A 16,844-nucleotide genomic window follows, 5' to 3' on the forward strand; every position below is an offset into this window, starting at 1 on the left:
CGACCTTCCTCGCGACCCCCGCCGGGCCAGGATGTGTCCCGGGTCCAGTATCCCAGGTCAGGACAATCATCGGGGCGTCACAGCGTCGGGACCGGGCGCCGGGCCAGGTCGGCGGCGCCGATCAGGCCGGCGTCGTTGCCCAGCTCGGCGAGGGTGAACGGCGCGTGCGGGCGGTTGGCCTTGGCGGGCAGCACCTTCTCGAACGCCTGCACCGCGGACTTCATGATCAGATCCTTCGCCGCGCTCACACCGCCGCCGATCACGACCAGCGACGGGTCGAAGATCGTCGCCAGGCTCGCGACGCCCTCACCCAGCCAGCGGCCCAGGTCGTCGAGCAACTCGACCGCGCACGGATCCCCCTGCACCGCCGCGTCGGTGATCATCGGGCCGGTCAGCTCGGCAGGGTCGGTGATCCCGCACACGCTCAGCATCTGCACCGCCGCCAGCGAACCCGACTCGGCCTGCGCCCTGCCCTCGCGCACCAGCGCCTTGCCGGAGGCGTACTGCTCGAGGCAGCCGCGAGAACCGCACCCGCACCGGTGTCCACCGGGTACGACGCGCATGTGGCCGAGCTCGGCCGCCACGCCGTGGGCGCCGCGCAGCATCTCGCCCTCGATCACCACGCCGCCGCCGATCCCGGTGCCGACCGTGATGCAGACCATGTCCTCGACTTCCTTGGCCGCGCCGAACGCGAACTCGCCCCAGGCCGCCGCGTTCGCGTCGTTCTCGACCACGACCGGGACCTTCAGCTGCTCCGTGACGCGTGCGCCGAGCGGCTCGTCCCGCCAGGCCAGGTTCGGCGCGAACAGCACCGTCGACCGGTCCGAGGAGACGAACCCGGCCGCGCCGATCCCGACCGCTTCCACGGCGTGGTTCGCGATCAGCTCGGCGGCCGCGTCGCAGATGGCCGCCGCGGTGGCGTCGACCGAGTCGGCCGGGGTGTCGCGATGCGTGCGCGCGATGATCGCGCCGTGCTCGTCGACCACGCCGGCCGCGATCTTCGTACCGCCGACGTCGATGCCGATCGTCAGTCCCATGGTTCGGGGTCCTCACTCACGTCGATCCGGTCCACCCGGGACCGAGTCGATTCTTGGGCCGCTTCCTCCTCCGGTGGCGAGGAGCGCGACGCTGCGTCCTCCCGCGTCTGCCGGGCCGCGTCCGCGGCGGCCTCCAGCAGAGATCTCAGTGAGCCGAGCACATGCGCGGCGGCTGTCGACAGCTGCTCGATCGTCTCCGGGCTGGTGTTCCGCACCCGGTGGATCAGCTGACAGACCGGGCACCACACACAGTCGGGACCCAACTTGTGCTCGTGCTCTCCAGTGTCATGCTCGGCCTCGTCGGCAGGCGGCGCGTCATGGGCAGCGTTCTGCAGTACGGCGAACAGCTTCGCCGCCTCCTCAGCGACCGAGCCGACCGGTTCTTTCGTCACCGCGCCGCCTCGCGACGGGTCAGCGCCTCGTGGTACTCGGCCGCCAGGCCCTGTGCCAGCTCCTGGGCCGACTCGAGCGGCCCGGATCCGCTCGGGACCTCGGGAGTGACCGGTCGCGCGACCTCCCGCGGCGAGAACCGCACCTGCAACCGGCCTTCGTCCAGCCGCGCGCCCGCGACCACGCCACGCGCCAGGGCGGCGGGCAGCGGCAGCACCCGGCGGTACGACCCGACGGTGATGATCAGCTCGTCCCCGTGCCGCGCGAGCTCCAGCTCGTCGGCGGATGCCAACGGCAACGGCATCGTCAGCGTGTACGTCCGCCCGTCGGTGTCGATGTGGCGATCCACCCAGAGCGACGTGTCGTCCGTGGCGCGCGCGAACGGGTCGTCCCCGCCGTACATCTCCACCGCGAACGCGGCCAGTTCCTCGACGCCGACCGGCTCACAGACGCGGTACGGCGACTCCCAGATCGGCAACGGCCGGAACGAGTCCGCGACCTCCTCAAGAATCCCCCGCTGCGCCGCGACCCACTGCCGGCGCCACGTGTCGGCCCCGGCGGCCGGGAAGACCCGGTTCGCCACGACACCGTCCACGCGGTACCCGTACAGCGACAGCCGGGTCAGCGACCGCCGGGCCTCGGCGACCACGACTGCCTCCGGCGTCAGCACCAGCCGCACCGAGGCGTCCGGTCCGGCCAGCAGCGTGCGGATGTCGGACAGGTCGGCCTGCAGGCGCCGCAGCGCGTCGAAGACCGTGTCGTCCGGCATCGGGATGCTCGACCCGCGGCTCAGGAACGGCCGGAACGTCCGCATCATCTTGCGCTCGGCGTTGAAGATCCGTTCGAGGTACCAGTTCAGGGCCTCGGGCAACGCCAGCAGACGCAGCGTCTCCGCGGTCGGAGCGCAGTCGACGACGATCACGTCCCAGCGGCCGGACCGGACGTGGTCGCGGACCTCGAGCAGCGCGAGCACTTCCTCGGCGCCAGGGAGCACGGTCAGCTCCTCGGCCTCGACCGGGTCGACCCCGACCATGTGCAGCACCGACCGCAGATACGCCTGGATGTCACCCCAGGACCGCTCGAACTTGCGCTGTGCGTTGATCTGCTGGACGAACAGCAGGTCGTCGATCTCGGTCGGCTCCGGTCCGACCTCGGAGTCGAACGCGTCCGACAGCGAGTGCGCGGCGTCCGTCGACAGCACCAGCGTCCGCAGCCCGCGCAGTGCCGCGAGCGTGGCCGTCCCCGCGGCGGAGGTCGTCTTGCCGACGCCGCCCTTACCTGTGTACAGCAGTACCCGAGTCACTGGATCAGGACTCGACGCGCTTCTTGAGGCCCTTGAGGGCCGTGTCGATGATGACCTTCTCGGCCTTCCGCTTGAGCATGCCGATCATCGGGATCGCCACATCCACAGCCAGCCGGTACGTCACCTCGGTCCCCTCGGCTCCCAGATCCTTCAGGACGTACGCGCCGTCCATCCCCTTCACCATCTTCGCCTCGACCAGCGTCCAGGTCACCTCGTTGCGGGACCAGACGTAGGCCAGCGTGTACTCGTCGGAGATCGCGCCGGCGTCCACCTTGAACCGCACCTTGTTCGGCCGGCCGGCCTCGTCGGTGGACAGCACCTCGGTCTCCCGCATCGAGTCGGCCCATTCCGGGTAGGCCGCGAAGTCCGCGATCACCGCCATGATCTCTTTGGGGGTCGCGTTCACCTGGATGGTCGAGGTGGTCTGTTCCGCCATCGATTCACCTCTTCGCTTTGCCCGGGGTCTGCGGGACGACCGGACCCCCCGATGGGCCCGTGTCCTCCCCGGAGACTATCGCGGGATCGGATCCGGTACGGCGTTCGCCCGCCGCGCGGCCCGCTTCGAGTTCGTCCTTGAACGCCCACAGCCTCTCCCGGTACGCCGCGACGTACCGCTCCTTCAAGCGCTCGACCGCGCGGCCGCGGACCGGCTTCGCGGGATCGGCCCGCAGGTACCAGTGCACGACCACCCCGTCCCGGACCGCTTCCAGCCACCATTCCGCCGTACCGATCGCGGCGCCGGTGACCACCCACCGGACCCCCTCGCGACCGCGCCGCTCGGACGGCGTCAGCGTGAGCTCCGGCCACCACTCACGCCAGAGGGTGTCCGAACCGAGTCGCTCGGCGACGTAGGCTGGATCAGCAACGACCAGGTCGTCGCAACTGATGTCGAGCAATGGCATGGCTAGAACCTAGTTCCGTGGGTCACATAAACCTGGCTACTTGTGGGTAGGTGACTGTAGCGTGCGCCGGAAGTCGACAATTCGGGACCGACTGAGGAGACGCGGATGCGTGAGTACACCGTTCCTGCTGTGACAGAACCGCCCACCGGGAGCCTGAGCGACCCGGTGTGGGCGAACGCGTCCTCTCATCCTGACACCGCGGTGTTCAGCCGCCGTACAGGGTCGACCTGGACCGATGTCACCGCGGCGGAGTTCGCGCAGCAGGTGACCGGCGTCGCGAAGGGCCTGATCGCGGCCGGGGTGAAGCACGGCGAGCGGGTCGCTCTGCTGAGCGCGACGCGCTACGAGTGGACCCTGATCGACTACGCGATCTGGAGCATCGGCGCGGTCACCGTGCCGATCTACGAGACCTCCTCGACCTCGCAGATCCAGTGGATCCTGACGGACTCCGAGGCGGTCGTCGCCGTCGTCGAGAACGCGACCCACGGCGCGGTCGTCGAGTCCTCCCGGGCCGAGGCGCCCGCGCTGCAGGAGGTCTGGCAGATCGAGGCCGGCGCCGTCGACCAGCTCACCGCGCTGGGTCAGGACGTCACCGACGCCGAGTTCGACAAGCGCCGCTCCGCGGTCGCGCCGTCCGACCTCGCGACTCTGATCTACACCTCCGGTACGACGGGACGCCCGAAGGGCTGCAAGATCAGCCACTCGAACTTCCTCGACGAGCTCGGTCCCGCGGTGAAGATCCTCGACGACCTGTTCGACACCACCGGCGCGAGCACCTTGCTGTTCCTGCCGCTCGCGCATGTGTTCGCCCGGATCATCCAGGTCGGCTGCGTGATGAAGCGGGTCAAGGTCGGGCACACCGCCGACGTGAAGAACCTCGTCGAGGATCTCGGCGCGTTCCGGCCGACGTTCATCCTGAGCGTGCCGCGGGTGTTCGAGAAGGTGTTCAACTCGGCCAGCCAGAAGGCGCACGCCGACGGCAAGGGCAAGATCTTCGACGCTGCCGCGGAGACCGCGATCGCGTACTCGCAGGCGCAGGACAAGGGCGGCGCCTCGTTCGGCCTGAAGGCCAAGCACCTGCTCTTCGACCGACTCGTCTTCGGCAAGCTGCGAGCAGTGCTCGGGGGCCGGGTGCAGTACGCCGTCTCGGGCGGCGCCCCGCTCGGGGACCGGCTCGGGCATTTCTTCCGCGGTATCGGCGTACCGGTCCTGGAGGGCTACGGCCTGACCGAGACCACCGCCGCCGTATCGGTGAACCTGCCCGACGACCTCCGCATCGGCACGGTGGGCCGGCCGCTTCCTGGTGTGACGGTCGGTGTCGCGGACGACGGTGAGCTGCTCTTCAAGGGCGGCCAGGTGATGCAGGGCTACTGGAAGAACGACGAAGCGACCGCGAACGCGATCGACGCGGACGGGTGGTTCCACACCGGCGATCTGGGCGAGTTCGATGTCGACGGGTTCATCAAGATCACCGGCCGGAAGAAGGAGATCCTGGTGACGGCCGGCGGGAAGAACGTCGCGCCGACGATGCTCGAGGACCAGATTCGGCTGCACCCGCTGGTCAGCCAGTGCATGGTCGTCGGCGACGGCAAGCCGTTCATCGCGGCGCTGATCACGATCGACCCGGAGAACATCGTTCCGTGGGCGACCGAGCGGGGGAAGCCGACCGACCCGGCGGCCCTGACCCAGGACGCCGACCTGATCGCCGAGGTGCAGAAGGCGGTCGACGACGCGAACGCCTCGGTCTCGCACGCCGAGGCGATCAAGAAGTTCTCGATCCTCCCGATCGACTGGACCCAGGAGTCCGGCGAGCTGTCGCTGAAACTCTCGTTGCGCCGGCACATCGTGATGGACAAGCACGGCGCCGACGTCGAGGCGCTCTACGCGAAGTAAGAAGGTGTAGCCGCGGCATCACCCGAATGGCTGATGCCGGGACCAGCTCGTCGGGCGATGTGCGGGCGGTACGCCGTCCGCGAAGCTCGACGTATGACCAGTACATCTCCCATCGTCGAAGTCAGCAGCCTGCGCAAGGCGTACGGCGGGCGCGCTGTCGTCGACGACGTGTCGTTCACTGTCGACGAGGGCGAGATCTTCGGGATCCTCGGGCCGAACGGCGCCGGTAAGACCACGACCGTCGAATGCGTCGAGGGGCTGCGCATCCCTGACGGCGGGCGGATCCGGATCGCCGGGCTCGACCCGGTCGCCGATCATGCCGCCGTTACGCAGGTGCTCGGCGCGCAACTGCAGGAGAGCGAACTGCAGGCCAAGCTCACGGTCCGCGAAGCCCTCGAGCTGTACGCCGCCCTGTACCCGAACCCGGCCGACTGGCGGCCGCTCGCCGAGCGACTCGGCCTGACCGGCAAGCTGAACACCCGGTTCGGTGCCCTCAGTGGTGGCCAGAAGCAACGACTGTTCATCGCGCTCGCACTGATCGGCAACCCGCGCGTCGTCGTACTGGACGAGCTGACCACCGGTCTCGACCCGCGCGCCCGCCGGGACACCTGGGAGATCGTCGAGGACGTCCGCGCCGGCGGCGTCACCGTCCTGCTGGTCACGCACTTCATGGAGGAAGCGCAGCGGCTGTGCGACCGGATCGCCCTGATCGACAAGGGCCGGATCACCGCCCTCGACACCCCGCAGGGGCTGATCGGCCGGACGGCGGGCTCCACGATCATCTCGTTCACCCCGTCGGCGCCGCTCGACGACGCGGACCTGGCCGCGCTGCCGGCGCTCGCGTCGGTCGAGGACAAGGACGGCCGGATCACTCTCGGCGGATCCGACGAGACCGTCACCGCGCTGCTGTCGCTGCTCGCCCGGCACCGCATCACCGCCCACCAGCTCCGCGTCACCGACGCCACCCTCGACGACGCCTTCCTCGACCTCACGGGAGCCACCAAATGAGCACGATCACGGCGGTACGCCGTCCTTCGCCGCGAACCGCCGTACTGCGGGCCGAGGCGCGACTGTTCCGCCGGGAGGCCGGCAGCTTGTTCTGGACGCTCGGCTTCCCGCCGCTGCTGCTGGTGATCCTCGGGTCGATCCGTAGCTTCCGGAAGTTCGACGAGGGGCTCGGGATGCGGGTCATCGACGTGTACGTGCCGACCCTCGTCCTGGTCGCGCTGATCGTCACCGGCCTGCAGGCGATGCCGCCGGTGATCACCGGCTATCGCGAACGCGGCATCCTGCGCCGGATGTCCTTGACCCCGGTCCGGCCGTCCGCGCTCCTCACCGCCCAGATGGGGCTGAACGGCGCCGCGGGCGTGCTGTCCGCGCTGGTCTGCCTGACGATCGGGCGCCTCGCGTTCGACGTACAGCTGCCGAAGCAGGCCGTCGGCTACGCGCTGGCGTTCCTGCTCACGGTCACCGCAGCGCTGGCCCTCGGCGCTCTGATCTCGGCGCTCGCTCCGACCGCACGGCTCGCGGCCGGCATCGGCATGGTGGTGTTCTTCCCCAGCCTGTTCTCCGCCGGCCTGTGGGCTCCCGTGCAGTCGATGCCGCACACGCTGCGGGAGATCGTCGTACTTCTCCCGTTCGGTGCCGCCTCGCAGGCGCTCGAGCAGGCCGCGGCCGGGCACTGGCCGGCCTGGTCCCATCTGGGCGTGCTGACCGCGTGGGCGGTGGTCCTGACGGCGGCGGCCGCACGATGGTTCCGGTGGGAGTAGGCCCGGTTCGTGCACACTGGACGAGTGACAACGGCGGACAGCGACCTCGACCGGCACGAGGCGGCGTTCCATCGTTGGGCTCCGTACTTCCTGCTGGGCCTCGGCTCCTTGCTGGCCCTGGCGACCGCGGCCCAGATCATGCCGTCGCGCCGGGAGCAGATCACGGCATGCGTTCTGGTCGGCGTCGCTCTGCTCCTGCAGCTGTGGTGGAGCCGGAGCGGCCGCCTGCACCGCGGGCCGAATGCCGTGTCCGTGACGTACTACGTGATCCGCTGGGCGATCGCGGCCGTGCTGACGATGCTGAGCGGCTTCTTCGCGTTCTACGTGGCGGCGGGCTACTACGACGCCGACGAGGTGATTCCCGGCCGGAGGCGGCGGCGACTCGCACTCTTCGCCTGCTCGATCCCGATCGCCAGCGCGCAGACCGGAAGCTTCCCTCCCGAGGGACGCACAGGTTGGCTGGCCTTCGCCGGTCTGCTGGTCGCGAACAACGCTTTGGTGACCGTCGCGAAACACCTCGCCGACCAGCAGGAGGCACGGTCGACGGCGCGGGCCGTCACGATCGCCGAGCTCGAGCGGGCGCACGAGGAGAACGCCGCGTTGCAGGCCCAACTCCTTGTCCAGGCAAGGGAAGCGGGCATCGCGGACGAGCGGCGCCGGTTGGCCGCGGAGATCCACGACACCATCGCACAGGGGCTGACCGGCATCATCGCGCAACTCCAGGTGGTGGCGAACTCGTCCGACCCGGCGACCGTCAAGGCGCATGTCGGCCGCGCGACCGATCTGGCCCGGCACAGCCTGGGCGAGGCGCGCCGCTCGGTGCAGAACCTCGCTCCGGCGGGTCTGTCGTCCGACGGTCTCCCCGAGGCGCTTCGCAAGACCGTCGACCAGTGGTCCGAGCGGACCGGCGTACCTGCCGAGTTCACCCTGACCGGTACGGCGCAGCACCTGCACGGTGAGTTCTCGGCGACAGTCCTGAGGATCACGCAGGAGGCCCTGGCGAACGTGTCGAAGCACGCCGCGGCGACCCGCGCCGGCGTGACGCTCAGTTTCATGGACGACGAGGTAACGGTGGACATTCGCGACGACGGCAAGGGCTTCGATCCGCTGGCCCTGTCTGCCCGGACCGGCACCGGCGGCTTCGGCCTCGACGGGATGCGGGCCCGCGCCGAACGCATCGCCGGCTCGCTGACGGTCGAGTCCGAGCCAGGGTTCGGTACGGCGGTCTCTGCTCGCATACCGTTGGTGCTCGATGTCTGACTCATCTGGGATCTCACTGCTTCTCGTCGACGACCACCCGGTGGTCCGCAACGGTCTGCGTGGCATGTTCGAGTCCACGCCCGGATTCACCGTGCTCGCGGAGGCGTCGAACGGCGTCGAGGCGGTCGAGCTGGCCGCGGACCTGACCCCGGACGTGATCCTGATGGACCTCCGGATGCCGGGTGGCGGCGGGCTCGACGCGATCACCGAACTGACCCGCCGCGGCATCCGCTCGAAGGTGCTGGTCCTGACGACCTGGGACACCGACACCGATACGCTGCCGGCGATCGAGGCGGGCGCCACCGGCTACCTGCTCAAGGACGCGCCGCAGGACGAGTTGTTCAACGCCGTCCGCCAGGCCGCGGCCGGTCGTACGGTGCTCTCCCCCGCGGTTGCGTCGCGGCTGGTGTCGGCAGTCCGCTCGCCGGCGCCGAGCCCGTTGGCCGCGCGCGAACGGCAAGTCCTGGAGCTGGTCGCGAAAGGTACGTCGAACCGCGACATCGCCCGCGAACTGTTCATCAGCGAGGCCACGGTGAAGACCCATCTCAGCCATGTCTTCACCAAACTCGGTGTCACCGATCGTGCCGCAGCCGTGGCCAAAGGCTACGAGCAGGGAATCCTCGGTCGCGACTGACGAACGCTTGAACTTCGACGTGCCCGCAGCGCAGGTTAGCCGCGGGGTACTGGGACGCATGAATCCACCCCGTGCGATCAGGTCCGCCCACCGACCGGCAGCGGCGAGCGGACCATTCGTCTGTAGCTGGAGCGCTGTCGGCGACTGTGCGGTCGTCCGGGTGGCGGGCACCGTCGACGTCCGGACCGCCCCCACTTTCGCGCACGAACTCCAGCACGTGATCACCACCAAGCTGCCGCGCCTCGTCGTCGACCTGCGACGCGTCACGGCGATGGAGGCCACCGGCCTCGACGTTCTCGCCGACGCGCACGAACTGGCGGTCCGGCACGGCGGCTGGTTGCGCGCCTCCGGAGCCGGCCAGTGGCTGGCCGACCTCACCCGTGCCACCGGCGCCGGCCGGCCGCTCGATCACTATCCCACCTTGGCGGAAGCGCTCCCGGCGTACCGGCCGGCGATCAGCGGGCTCACCTCCCACGCCACGTAGTTCGCACGTCCGGCATCGCCCGACGGGCTGATGCCGGACGTGCGATACCTGTCAGGTCTTGGAGCCGGACAGAGCGATACCTTGCACGATCTGGCGCTGGGCGATGATGAAAATCAGCAGCATCGGCAGCGCCGCCATGGTCGTGGCCGCCATCAGGCTCGTCCAGTCGGAGGAGTAGGCGCCCTTGAACTGGTTGACCACGAGCGGAATCGTGAAGTTCCGATCGCTGTTCAGGAAGATCAGCGGAGAGAAGAACGAGTTCCACTGCCCGAGGAACACGAAGATGCCGAGCGCCACGAGTGGGGTACGCAGCAGCGGCAGGATGATGGTCGTGAAGATCCGGACCCGCCCCGCGCCGTCGATCGAGGCGGCTTCCTCCAGCTCCAGCGGAATGCCGCGGACATATTGGCGCAGGAGGAAGACGCCGAAGGCGTTGAACAACGACGGCGGGACGATCAGCGCCAGATGGGTGTCGATCCAGCGGAGCTGCCCCATGATGACGTAGAGCGGGATCACGGTCAGCTGGAACGGAACCATCAAGGTGGCCAGGAAGACGCCGAAGATCACTTTCCGACCCGGAAAACGGATCCGCGCGAAGGCGTAGGCGGCCATCGAGCAGGTGATCAGGGTGAAAACCGTGACCAGGCCGGCGATATAGACACTGTTGAGGTACGCGCGCGCGAAGTCGGCGCCCTGCCACGCGGTGACGAAGTTCTGCGGCTGCCAGACCTTCGGCAGCAGCTTCGGCGGCTGGGCGAAGATCTCGTCCAACGGCTTCATGGCCGAGAACAACATCCACAGGAACGGCACGAACATCACCAGCGAGCCCGCGACCAGCAGCAGGTGCAGCGGAATCCAGGACGGCTTGAACCGCCCCCCGCCCAGGCCATGAGAAGCATTCTTTCGACGCGCCGCCTCGAGGTCCCGGGCGGCGATCTCGCTTGATGAGGAAGTCATTCGGTGTAATGCACCCATCTCTTCTGAGCAAGAAACTGGAGACCGGTCAGGGCCAGCAGGACGAGGAACAGGTACACCGCGATGGCCGCGGCGAACCCGAACTTGAACTCACGGAAGGCGATGTTCACGATGTCGTACACGATCGTGTGGGCGTTCGCCGGCGCTGTGGTGTCGAAGAAGAAGTAGATGTAGTCGAACACCTGGAAGGACCCGATGATCGAGGTGATCGACAGGAACAGGATGGTCGGCGACAGCAGCGGCACGGTGATCTTGCGCAGCTTCTGCCATTCCGAGGCGCCGTCGATGTCGGCGGCCTCCATCAGGGTGGGCGAGATGTTCTGCAGACCGGCGACGAACATCACGATCATGTAGCCGAGGCCCTGCCAGATCGACACCAGGACGATCGCAGGGATCGCTGTTCCCGGATCCTGCAGCCAGTCAGGTGGGTTGGGCACCCCGAGCGACTTCAGCAGCGCGCTGATGGGACTGATCTCAGGGTTCAGCAGCCAGAGCCAGATGGCGCCCACCGCGACGGTCGACGTGACCTGCGGCGCGAAGAAGAAGATCCGGTAGAACGGCGTCAACCGACCCGCCTTCTGAATGAAGAACGCGAAGAAGAAGCCGGTGATCAGCAGTCCGGGGACCTGGAGGGCGGTGAACCACGCGGTGTTCAGCCAGGACTGCCGCAGCTGCTCGTTCTGCCAGACACCGATGAAGTTCTGCAGCCCGACGAACGTGCGCGAACCCAATCCGTCCCAGCTCGAGAACGACAGCACGATGGCGAAGACCAGGGGACCCACCATGAAGGCGATCAGGCCGATGAGCTGCGGGGTGAGAAAGGCGTATCCCCACAGCGCTTCGGTCCGCCGTCTGCGCTTCACATCGACTGCGAGCGCCATGTCTCACTTCCCGTTGTTGATGTACTTGCAGATCTTGTCGGCCCACACCTTCGCGCTGTCGCCGGCCTTGATCGACTTGTCCATCTCGGTGCCGAGGTTGGCTCCGACCTCCGCCTTGGACGCGATGGCCGACGGGATGGCGTAGCCGTTCTTGGCGGTGTCCGTGAACCAGGCACAGTGCTCGGGCTGCTTGTTCTCCAGCACGACCTCGTCCAGACCCGAGACGGACGGCACGGCGTTGCCTCCGCCGGAGAGCCGGGCCTTCTGACCGTCCTTGTTGACGAACCGGGTGGCGAAGTACATCGCGGCTTCGGGGTCCTTGGCCTTGGCGTTCACGGCCATGGCGGCGGTGTAGACGATCACCGGCGGGACGGTCTTCCCGTCGGCGGACGCGAACGGCGCGATGTCGTAGCCGAACTTGAGCTTCTTGAGGTTCGGGAGGATCCAGCGTCCCACCTGGCAGCTGGCGAGTTGCTGGCTGTAGAACAGGGCGTCGATGGCCTGCCCCTTCGGCAGCGACCCGCCGTACGTGATGTTGCCGCTGGCCATTCCCTCCCAGAGCCACTCGAGGGTCTCCATCGACTTCGCGTCCTCGTTGAAGATCATCTTGTTGCCCTCGACGACCTTGCCGCCGAACGCGGTCATCCAGCTGAGCATGGGGCCGAAGCCGCCTTCCAGCACCATGCCCCGCTTGCCGGTGGCCTTGATCTTGGTCAGGAAGTCGTCGACGGCGTCCCGGTTCCAGCCGCCGGATTCGTGCAGCTGCGCGGGGTTCTTGGTGATGCCGGCGGCCTCGCACATGTCCTTGTTGAACCAGAACACGATCGGGTTGCAGTCGACGACCAGCCCGTAGGTGCCCGGGCTGCCGTCGGCAGGCTTGCACCAGCCCATCAGGTTCGGATACAGGTCGTCGATCTTGACCGGCGCGTCCGGCTTCGACGTGAACTCGGTGAAATCGGCGACCTTCTTGGACTGGATGAGCCGTTGCATGCCGGAGTCCTGCACGTAGAAGACGTCCGGAGCACTGCTGCCGGCGAGCTGGGTGAGCAGCTTGGCGCCGTAGTCGCCGACCACCACCTGGAAGGTGACCTTGGTCCCGTGCGCGGCCTCGTAGTCCTTCGAGATCTGCCGGAACCGCTCGGCCTCGCCCGGGTTCGCCCAGGAGGCCCAGGTCACGGTGCCGCCCTTGCCTCCCGCGCCGCCGGCGCCGTCCTTGCCGGCGGCCGAGGTGCCGCCCGCGCTACCGCCGGCGCAGGCCGTGAGCACTGCGCTCGACCCCACTCCGGCAAGGGCCGCACTGGCCAGGAAACTACGACGTGTAATCGGTCGCCCGAAGGGCCCTTCATTCATCGGCATGACAGTTCTCCTTCTCATGGTTCGGTTTTCGGCAGACGGCCACACCGGCGAGGTCGGAGCTGAGAGCCGGCCCGGCGGCTCCTCGAAGAAGGCGGATATTAGCGGTAAAACCTAGAGACGCAAGGCAATTCCGTCAATACCTCCGGAGCATTTAGTTTTACCGCTATAGTCCGGCCCGTGACGACATTTGAGATCCGGTCCCCCGACGGTCGCACCGTGCGGACCGGAAGCCTGACCGGCCTCGGCACGATCACCCCGCGTCCGGCGGCCGAGCCCGGTGTGCTCCGGTACGACGTGACGCCCGACGTGGCTGCCGGCGGACCCGTGACGCTGCGCTGGACCTGGCCGGCCGACGATGCCGTGACGCTCTGGCGGCCGATGCAGGATTCCCGGCGCAACCTCCCCACGGACTGGGGCTCGCACCGCGAGGTCCGCTCCGTCCGCTCGGCCCCGGTCGCGTCCCTCGTCAACGGACAGGACAGGGCGATCGCCACAGTCTCTTTGTCGTCGAACGTCCATGGGTGTGACTTCGCCGTCGGGGTGAGCGAGGAGACCGCGGAACAGCTGATCGAGCTGACCATGACGGATCTCGAGGGCGAAGGCTTCGCTCTGCGGATCGATCTGCGGGCCCAGCACTTCGCCGAGGCGTTGCGTGCCGTGACGACGGAGTGGGCGGCCGAGCTGGGCGACCGGATCGCCGACGTGCCGCCGGTCGCGCGACAGGCGATGTACTCGACCTGGTACAGCGACCACCAGCACGTCTCAGCCGAGTCGGTGGAGCGACACGCTCGCGCGGGTTCGGCGTACGGCACCCAGGCGGTCATCGTGGACGACGGCTGGCAGACCGACGACACGCGCCGCGGGTACGCGTACTGCGGCGATTGGGAGCCGACCAGCCACAAGTTCCCCGACATGGCCGAGCATGTACGTCGCGTGCACGCGCTCGGCCAGCAGTACGTGCTGTGGATCGCGCCGCCGCTGATCGGCGTGCACTCGAAGGCCTGGGACAAGCTGAAGGACCGCACACTCGGCTTTGCCGACGGCGAGGTGACCGCCGTCCTCGACCCCCGCTACCCCGAGGTCCGCGAGCACCTCCTGGAATGCTGCGTTCGTCCAGTGCGTGACTGGGGCGTCGACGGCCTGAAAATCGACTTCATCGATTCCTGGGCGCGGAGCAGCGTCCCTCCGGCACCGGGCGGTGACTGCTCCTCCGTCGACGAAGGCGTGGAGCGGTTCTTGCAGACCGTCACCGACGAGCTACGGAAGCTGCGGCCCGACGTGCTGATCGAGTTCCGTCAGGACTACGTGCACCCGAGGCTCTGGCAGTTCGGCACGTTCCTGCGCGCCGGCGACTGCGCGCTCGACGCGGTGGAGAACCGTGTCCGTACGATCGACTGCCGCCTCCTCGCCGGTGACCGGGCGGTGCACTCCGACATGCTGATGTGGCACTCGTCGGCGTCGGCGGAGAACGTCGCGCAGCACTTCATCGGCGCGTTGTTCAGTACGCCGCAGGTGTCGATGGAGCTGGACGCGTTGCCACCCGAACACGAGCAAGTGGTCCGGTACTGGCTCGGGTTCCTGCGCGATCACGCCGACGCACTGCTGCACGGCGTACTGATGCCGTCGCGACCGGATGCGCGGTACACGCAGGTTCGTGCGGTCGGTGCGACGGAAACGGTGGTTGCCGTGTACACGAATCCTGTCGTGCGGGTACAGGAGTCGTGCACCGTCGTGGTGAACGGTGGCGCCGAGCGGCGACTGCACGTCGAAGGTGCGTGCGACCGGCTTGTCGACCTCGTAGTGTCGGACTGTTCGGGCCGCGAGGTGCACCGGCAGACGACGACTCCGCCTGAGGTGTGGACGATCGACGTTCCGGTGGGTGGGTCGGCCCGGATCGTGTGGGACTAAGGGGGAACGGTTGGCTGACGAGAAGCCGCGGCGTACGACTGTCGCGGACGTCGCCCGATTGGCCGGGGTGTCTGCGATGACGGTGTCGAACGTGCTCAACGCGCCACACCGCGTAGCGGCACCGACCGTCCGGACCGTGCGCGCCGCGATCCAGGAACTCGGGTACATCCCGAACCACGCTGCCCGCGCGTTGTCGTCCGGGCGCAGCCAGGTGATCGGCCTGCCGATGTCCTTCGAGGACGACCTCGTGGACGACGACAACCCGGGCCTGGGCGGGTTCCTGCACAGCCTGCTCGGCGGTCTGGTCAAAGCGTCCGCGATCTCGGGGTACGGCGTCCATGTTGTCGAGACCCCGGTCGACCACGCGACCGAGATCGTGCTGTACGACAAGCTGATCGCGGCGCGGCAGGTCGACGCGATCGTCGTCTCGGAGACGATGCCGCACGACGAGCGGATCGATTTCCTCAGCCGCCGGCGGTTCCCGTTCGTGGCGTTCGGGCGGACCGGGCCCGAGCATCGGCAGTGCTGGGTCGACGTGGACAACGAGTCGTCGATGGCCGGCGTCGCCGCGCATCTGCGGTCGACCGGCCGGAAGCGGGCGGTGTACCTGGCGACGGACAGTCCGCTGCCGTGGGTGCATCAGCGGCGGGACGGGTTCGTCCGGGAGTTCCCGTCGACGGTTGCGCGATCGTTCGGTTCGCTCGAGGCGGTAGCGGCGTACGTCGAAGAATTGGACCCGCCGGACGTTTTCGTTGCGGACAACGACGCGTTCGCGGTGGTCGCGATGCGGGCACTGCAGCGGCGCGGGATCACGGTCGGTCAGGACGTTGCGGTCACCGGGTTCAACGACTTCCCGTTCGCGAGCATGCTCGACACGCCGCTCACGACCGCCCGGATCCCGCTGCGGGACATCGCCGCCTGCCTGTTCGACCGCGCCCTGCGGGAGATCAGCGGCGAGCCGGACGAGCCAGGCAGGCTCGTCACGGCACCGCTGGTGGTCCGCTCGAGCGCCTAAGGCTTCACGAGTACCTTGAGCGCGGTGCGTTCGTCCATCGCGCGGTATCCGTCGGCCACGTCAGCGAGTGCGACCTCGCTGTCGAACACCTTGCCGGGGTCGACGTTGCCGGCGAGGACGTCGGGGAGCAGGGTTTCGATGTAGGCGCGGGCAGGCGCGGGGCCGCCGGTGAGGGTGATGTTGGGGCGGAAGAGGCTGGAGAACCCGACCGGAGCATCGCTGTACTGCGGTACTCCGACGCGGCTGATGACGCCGCCGGCCCGGACAACGCCGACCGCCTGGTCGTAGGCGGGCCGGTGACCGACCGCTTCGAGTACGACGTGCGTACCGTCGCCGCCGGTGAGGTCCCGTACGCGGGCGATGCCCTCCTCGCCGCGCTCGGCTACGACATCTGACGCGCCGTACTCACGGCCGAGGTCGGTGCGGGCGGTGTGGCGGCCCATGAGGATGATCTGCTCGGCACCGAGGCGCTTCGCGGACAGGATGGCCAGTAGGCCGACCGCCCCGTCGCCGATCACCGTCACACTTGTACGCGGGCCGACGTTCGCCTTGATCGCCGCGTGATACCCGGTTCCGTACACGTCGGACAGAGTGAGCAGCGACGGGATCAGCGGTGAGGTCTCTTCGACCGGTACGGCGACGAGGGTGCCGTCCGCGAGCGGGACCCGGACGGCCTCGGCCTGACCTCCGCCGACGTCGCCGGCGTTCCAGAAACCGCCGTGCCGGCAGGAGGTCTGCAGACCCTCACGGCAGAAGTCGCAGGTGCCGTCGGACCAGGCGAACGGCGCGATCACGAAGTCACCGGCCTTGATGGTGGTCACATCGCTACCGGTGTCTTCGACGACACCGACGAACTCGTGCCCCATGGAACTGCCGTCCGGGGTCGCCGCCATCGAGTGGTACGGATGCAGATCGGACCCGCAGACACAGGCCCGCACAACGCGAACGATCGCATCGGTCGGTTCTTTGATGATCGGCTCAGGCACGTCAACAACACGAACATCGCCCGCGCCGTACATGTAAGTAGCTCGCATGAG

General features: G+C 68.3%; 17 protein-coding genes. 8 read left to right on the forward strand and 9 right to left on the reverse strand.

Translation table 11 applies throughout. The features are described 5' to 3' along the window. Window positions 1-77: 77 nt before the first annotated feature. From EV647_RS04590 to EV647_RS04610, 5 genes are read right to left on the reverse strand one after another with little or no spacing between them, the layout of a single operon-like run. A complete protein-coding gene (locus tag EV647_RS04590; protein WP_133998849.1) occupies window positions 78-1,037 on the reverse strand; it encodes an ROK family glucokinase in 960 nt (319 codons plus the stop codon). Further along, window positions 1,028-1,429, reverse strand: coding sequence for a hypothetical protein (locus tag EV647_RS04595; protein WP_133998852.1), 402 nt, complete (start codon window positions 1,427-1,429; stop codon window positions 1,028-1,030). Before EV647_RS04595 ends, EV647_RS04590 begins: the two co-directional genes overlap by 10 nt. Continuing rightward, window positions 1,426-2,730 (reverse strand): ArsA family ATPase, encoded by a 1,305-nt coding sequence (locus EV647_RS04600; RefSeq protein ID WP_133998855.1) that lies wholly within the window; start codon window positions 2,728-2,730, stop codon window positions 1,426-1,428. The genes EV647_RS04595 and EV647_RS04600 overlap by 4 nt, the downstream gene beginning before the upstream one ends. Window positions 2,731-2,734: 4 nt before the next feature. Continuing rightward, window positions 2,735-3,166 carry an SRPBCC family protein gene (locus EV647_RS04605; RefSeq protein WP_131342091.1) on the reverse strand — a complete coding sequence of 144 codons (432 nt, stop codon included), beginning with the start codon at window positions 3,164-3,166 and terminating at the stop codon, window positions 2,735-2,737. Between the two features lie 4 nt (window positions 3,167-3,170). Then, window positions 3,171-3,632 (reverse strand): polyketide cyclase / dehydrase and lipid transport, encoded by a 462-nt coding sequence (locus EV647_RS04610; protein WP_133998858.1) that lies wholly within the window; start codon window positions 3,630-3,632, stop codon window positions 3,171-3,173. 105 nt (window positions 3,633-3,737) lie between these two features. Between EV647_RS04610 and EV647_RS04615 the strand changes: the two genes are divergently transcribed. From EV647_RS04615 to EV647_RS41875, 6 genes are all read left to right on the forward strand, one after another. Further along, window positions 3,738-5,525 (forward strand): long-chain fatty acid--CoA ligase, encoded by a 1,788-nt coding sequence (locus EV647_RS04615; protein WP_133998861.1) that lies wholly within the window; start codon window positions 3,738-3,740, stop codon window positions 5,523-5,525. Between the two features lie 93 nt (window positions 5,526-5,618). After that, on the forward strand, window positions 5,619-6,533 hold the full coding sequence (locus tag EV647_RS04620; RefSeq protein WP_202876038.1) for an ABC transporter ATP-binding protein: 915 nt from the start codon (window positions 5,619-5,621) through the stop codon (window positions 6,531-6,533). Then, the gene (locus EV647_RS04625) at window positions 6,530-7,294 is read left to right on the forward strand and encodes an ABC transporter permease (protein ID WP_133998864.1); all 765 of its coding nucleotides are present in this window, start codon (window positions 6,530-6,532) and stop codon (window positions 7,292-7,294) included. Before EV647_RS04620 ends, EV647_RS04625 begins: the two co-directional genes overlap by 4 nt. Before the next feature lie 24 nt (window positions 7,295-7,318). Then, window positions 7,319-8,554, forward strand: coding sequence for a sensor histidine kinase (locus EV647_RS04630; RefSeq protein WP_133998867.1), 1,236 nt, complete (start codon window positions 7,319-7,321; stop codon window positions 8,552-8,554). Then, window positions 8,547-9,188, forward strand: a complete 642-nt coding sequence (locus tag EV647_RS04635; RefSeq protein ID WP_133998870.1) for a response regulator transcription factor — start codon at window positions 8,547-8,549, stop codon at window positions 9,186-9,188. The genes EV647_RS04630 and EV647_RS04635 overlap by 8 nt, the downstream gene beginning before the upstream one ends. Window positions 9,189-9,246: 58 nt before the next feature. Beyond that, on the forward strand, window positions 9,247-9,672 hold the full coding sequence (locus EV647_RS41875) for an STAS domain-containing protein (protein WP_370342332.1): 426 nt from the start codon (window positions 9,247-9,249) through the stop codon (window positions 9,670-9,672). Between the two features lie 51 nt (window positions 9,673-9,723). Here the strand turns inward: EV647_RS41875 and EV647_RS04645 are convergent, their stop codons facing one another. The 3 genes from EV647_RS04645 to EV647_RS04655 are packed head-to-tail and all read right to left on the reverse strand — an operon-like array spanning window position 9,724 to window position 12,884. Further along, the gene (locus tag EV647_RS04645) at window positions 9,724-10,629 is read right to left on the reverse strand and encodes a carbohydrate ABC transporter permease (RefSeq protein WP_133998877.1); all 906 of its coding nucleotides are present in this window, start codon (window positions 10,627-10,629) and stop codon (window positions 9,724-9,726) included. Continuing rightward, on the reverse strand, window positions 10,626-11,528 hold the full coding sequence (locus EV647_RS04650) for a carbohydrate ABC transporter permease (RefSeq protein ID WP_133998880.1): 903 nt from the start codon (window positions 11,526-11,528) through the stop codon (window positions 10,626-10,628). Before EV647_RS04650 ends, EV647_RS04645 begins: the two co-directional genes overlap by 4 nt. A gap of 3 nt (window positions 11,529-11,531) precedes the next feature. Further along, window positions 11,532-12,884, reverse strand: coding sequence for an ABC transporter substrate-binding protein (locus EV647_RS04655; protein WP_133998883.1), 1,353 nt, complete (start codon window positions 12,882-12,884; stop codon window positions 11,532-11,534). Window positions 12,885-13,061: 177 nt separating this feature from the next. On the opposite strand from EV647_RS04655, the gene EV647_RS04660 reads away from it, so the two are divergent. Then, complete coding sequence (locus EV647_RS04660; protein WP_133998886.1) at window positions 13,062-14,792, forward strand: glycoside hydrolase family 36 protein; 1,731 nt, start codon at window positions 13,062-13,064, stop codon at window positions 14,790-14,792. 10 nt (window positions 14,793-14,802) lie between these two features. After that, the gene (locus tag EV647_RS04665) at window positions 14,803-15,807 is read left to right on the forward strand and encodes a LacI family DNA-binding transcriptional regulator (protein WP_133998889.1); all 1,005 of its coding nucleotides are present in this window, start codon (window positions 14,803-14,805) and stop codon (window positions 15,805-15,807) included. On the opposite strand, the gene EV647_RS04670 is transcribed toward EV647_RS04665, so the two are convergent. Beyond that, complete coding sequence (locus EV647_RS04670; RefSeq protein WP_133998892.1) at window positions 15,804-16,841, reverse strand: alcohol dehydrogenase catalytic domain-containing protein; 1,038 nt, start codon at window positions 16,839-16,841, stop codon at window positions 15,804-15,806. The two genes, EV647_RS04665 and EV647_RS04670, sit on opposite strands and share 4 nt — an antisense overlap. Window positions 16,842-16,844: the final 3 nt, after the last annotated feature.

Origin of the sequence: Kribbella sp. VKM Ac-2566 (genome assembly GCF_004366005.1) — a bacterium.
Lineage (GTDB): Bacteria > Actinomycetota > Actinomycetes > Propionibacteriales > Kribbellaceae > Kribbella > Kribbella pratensis.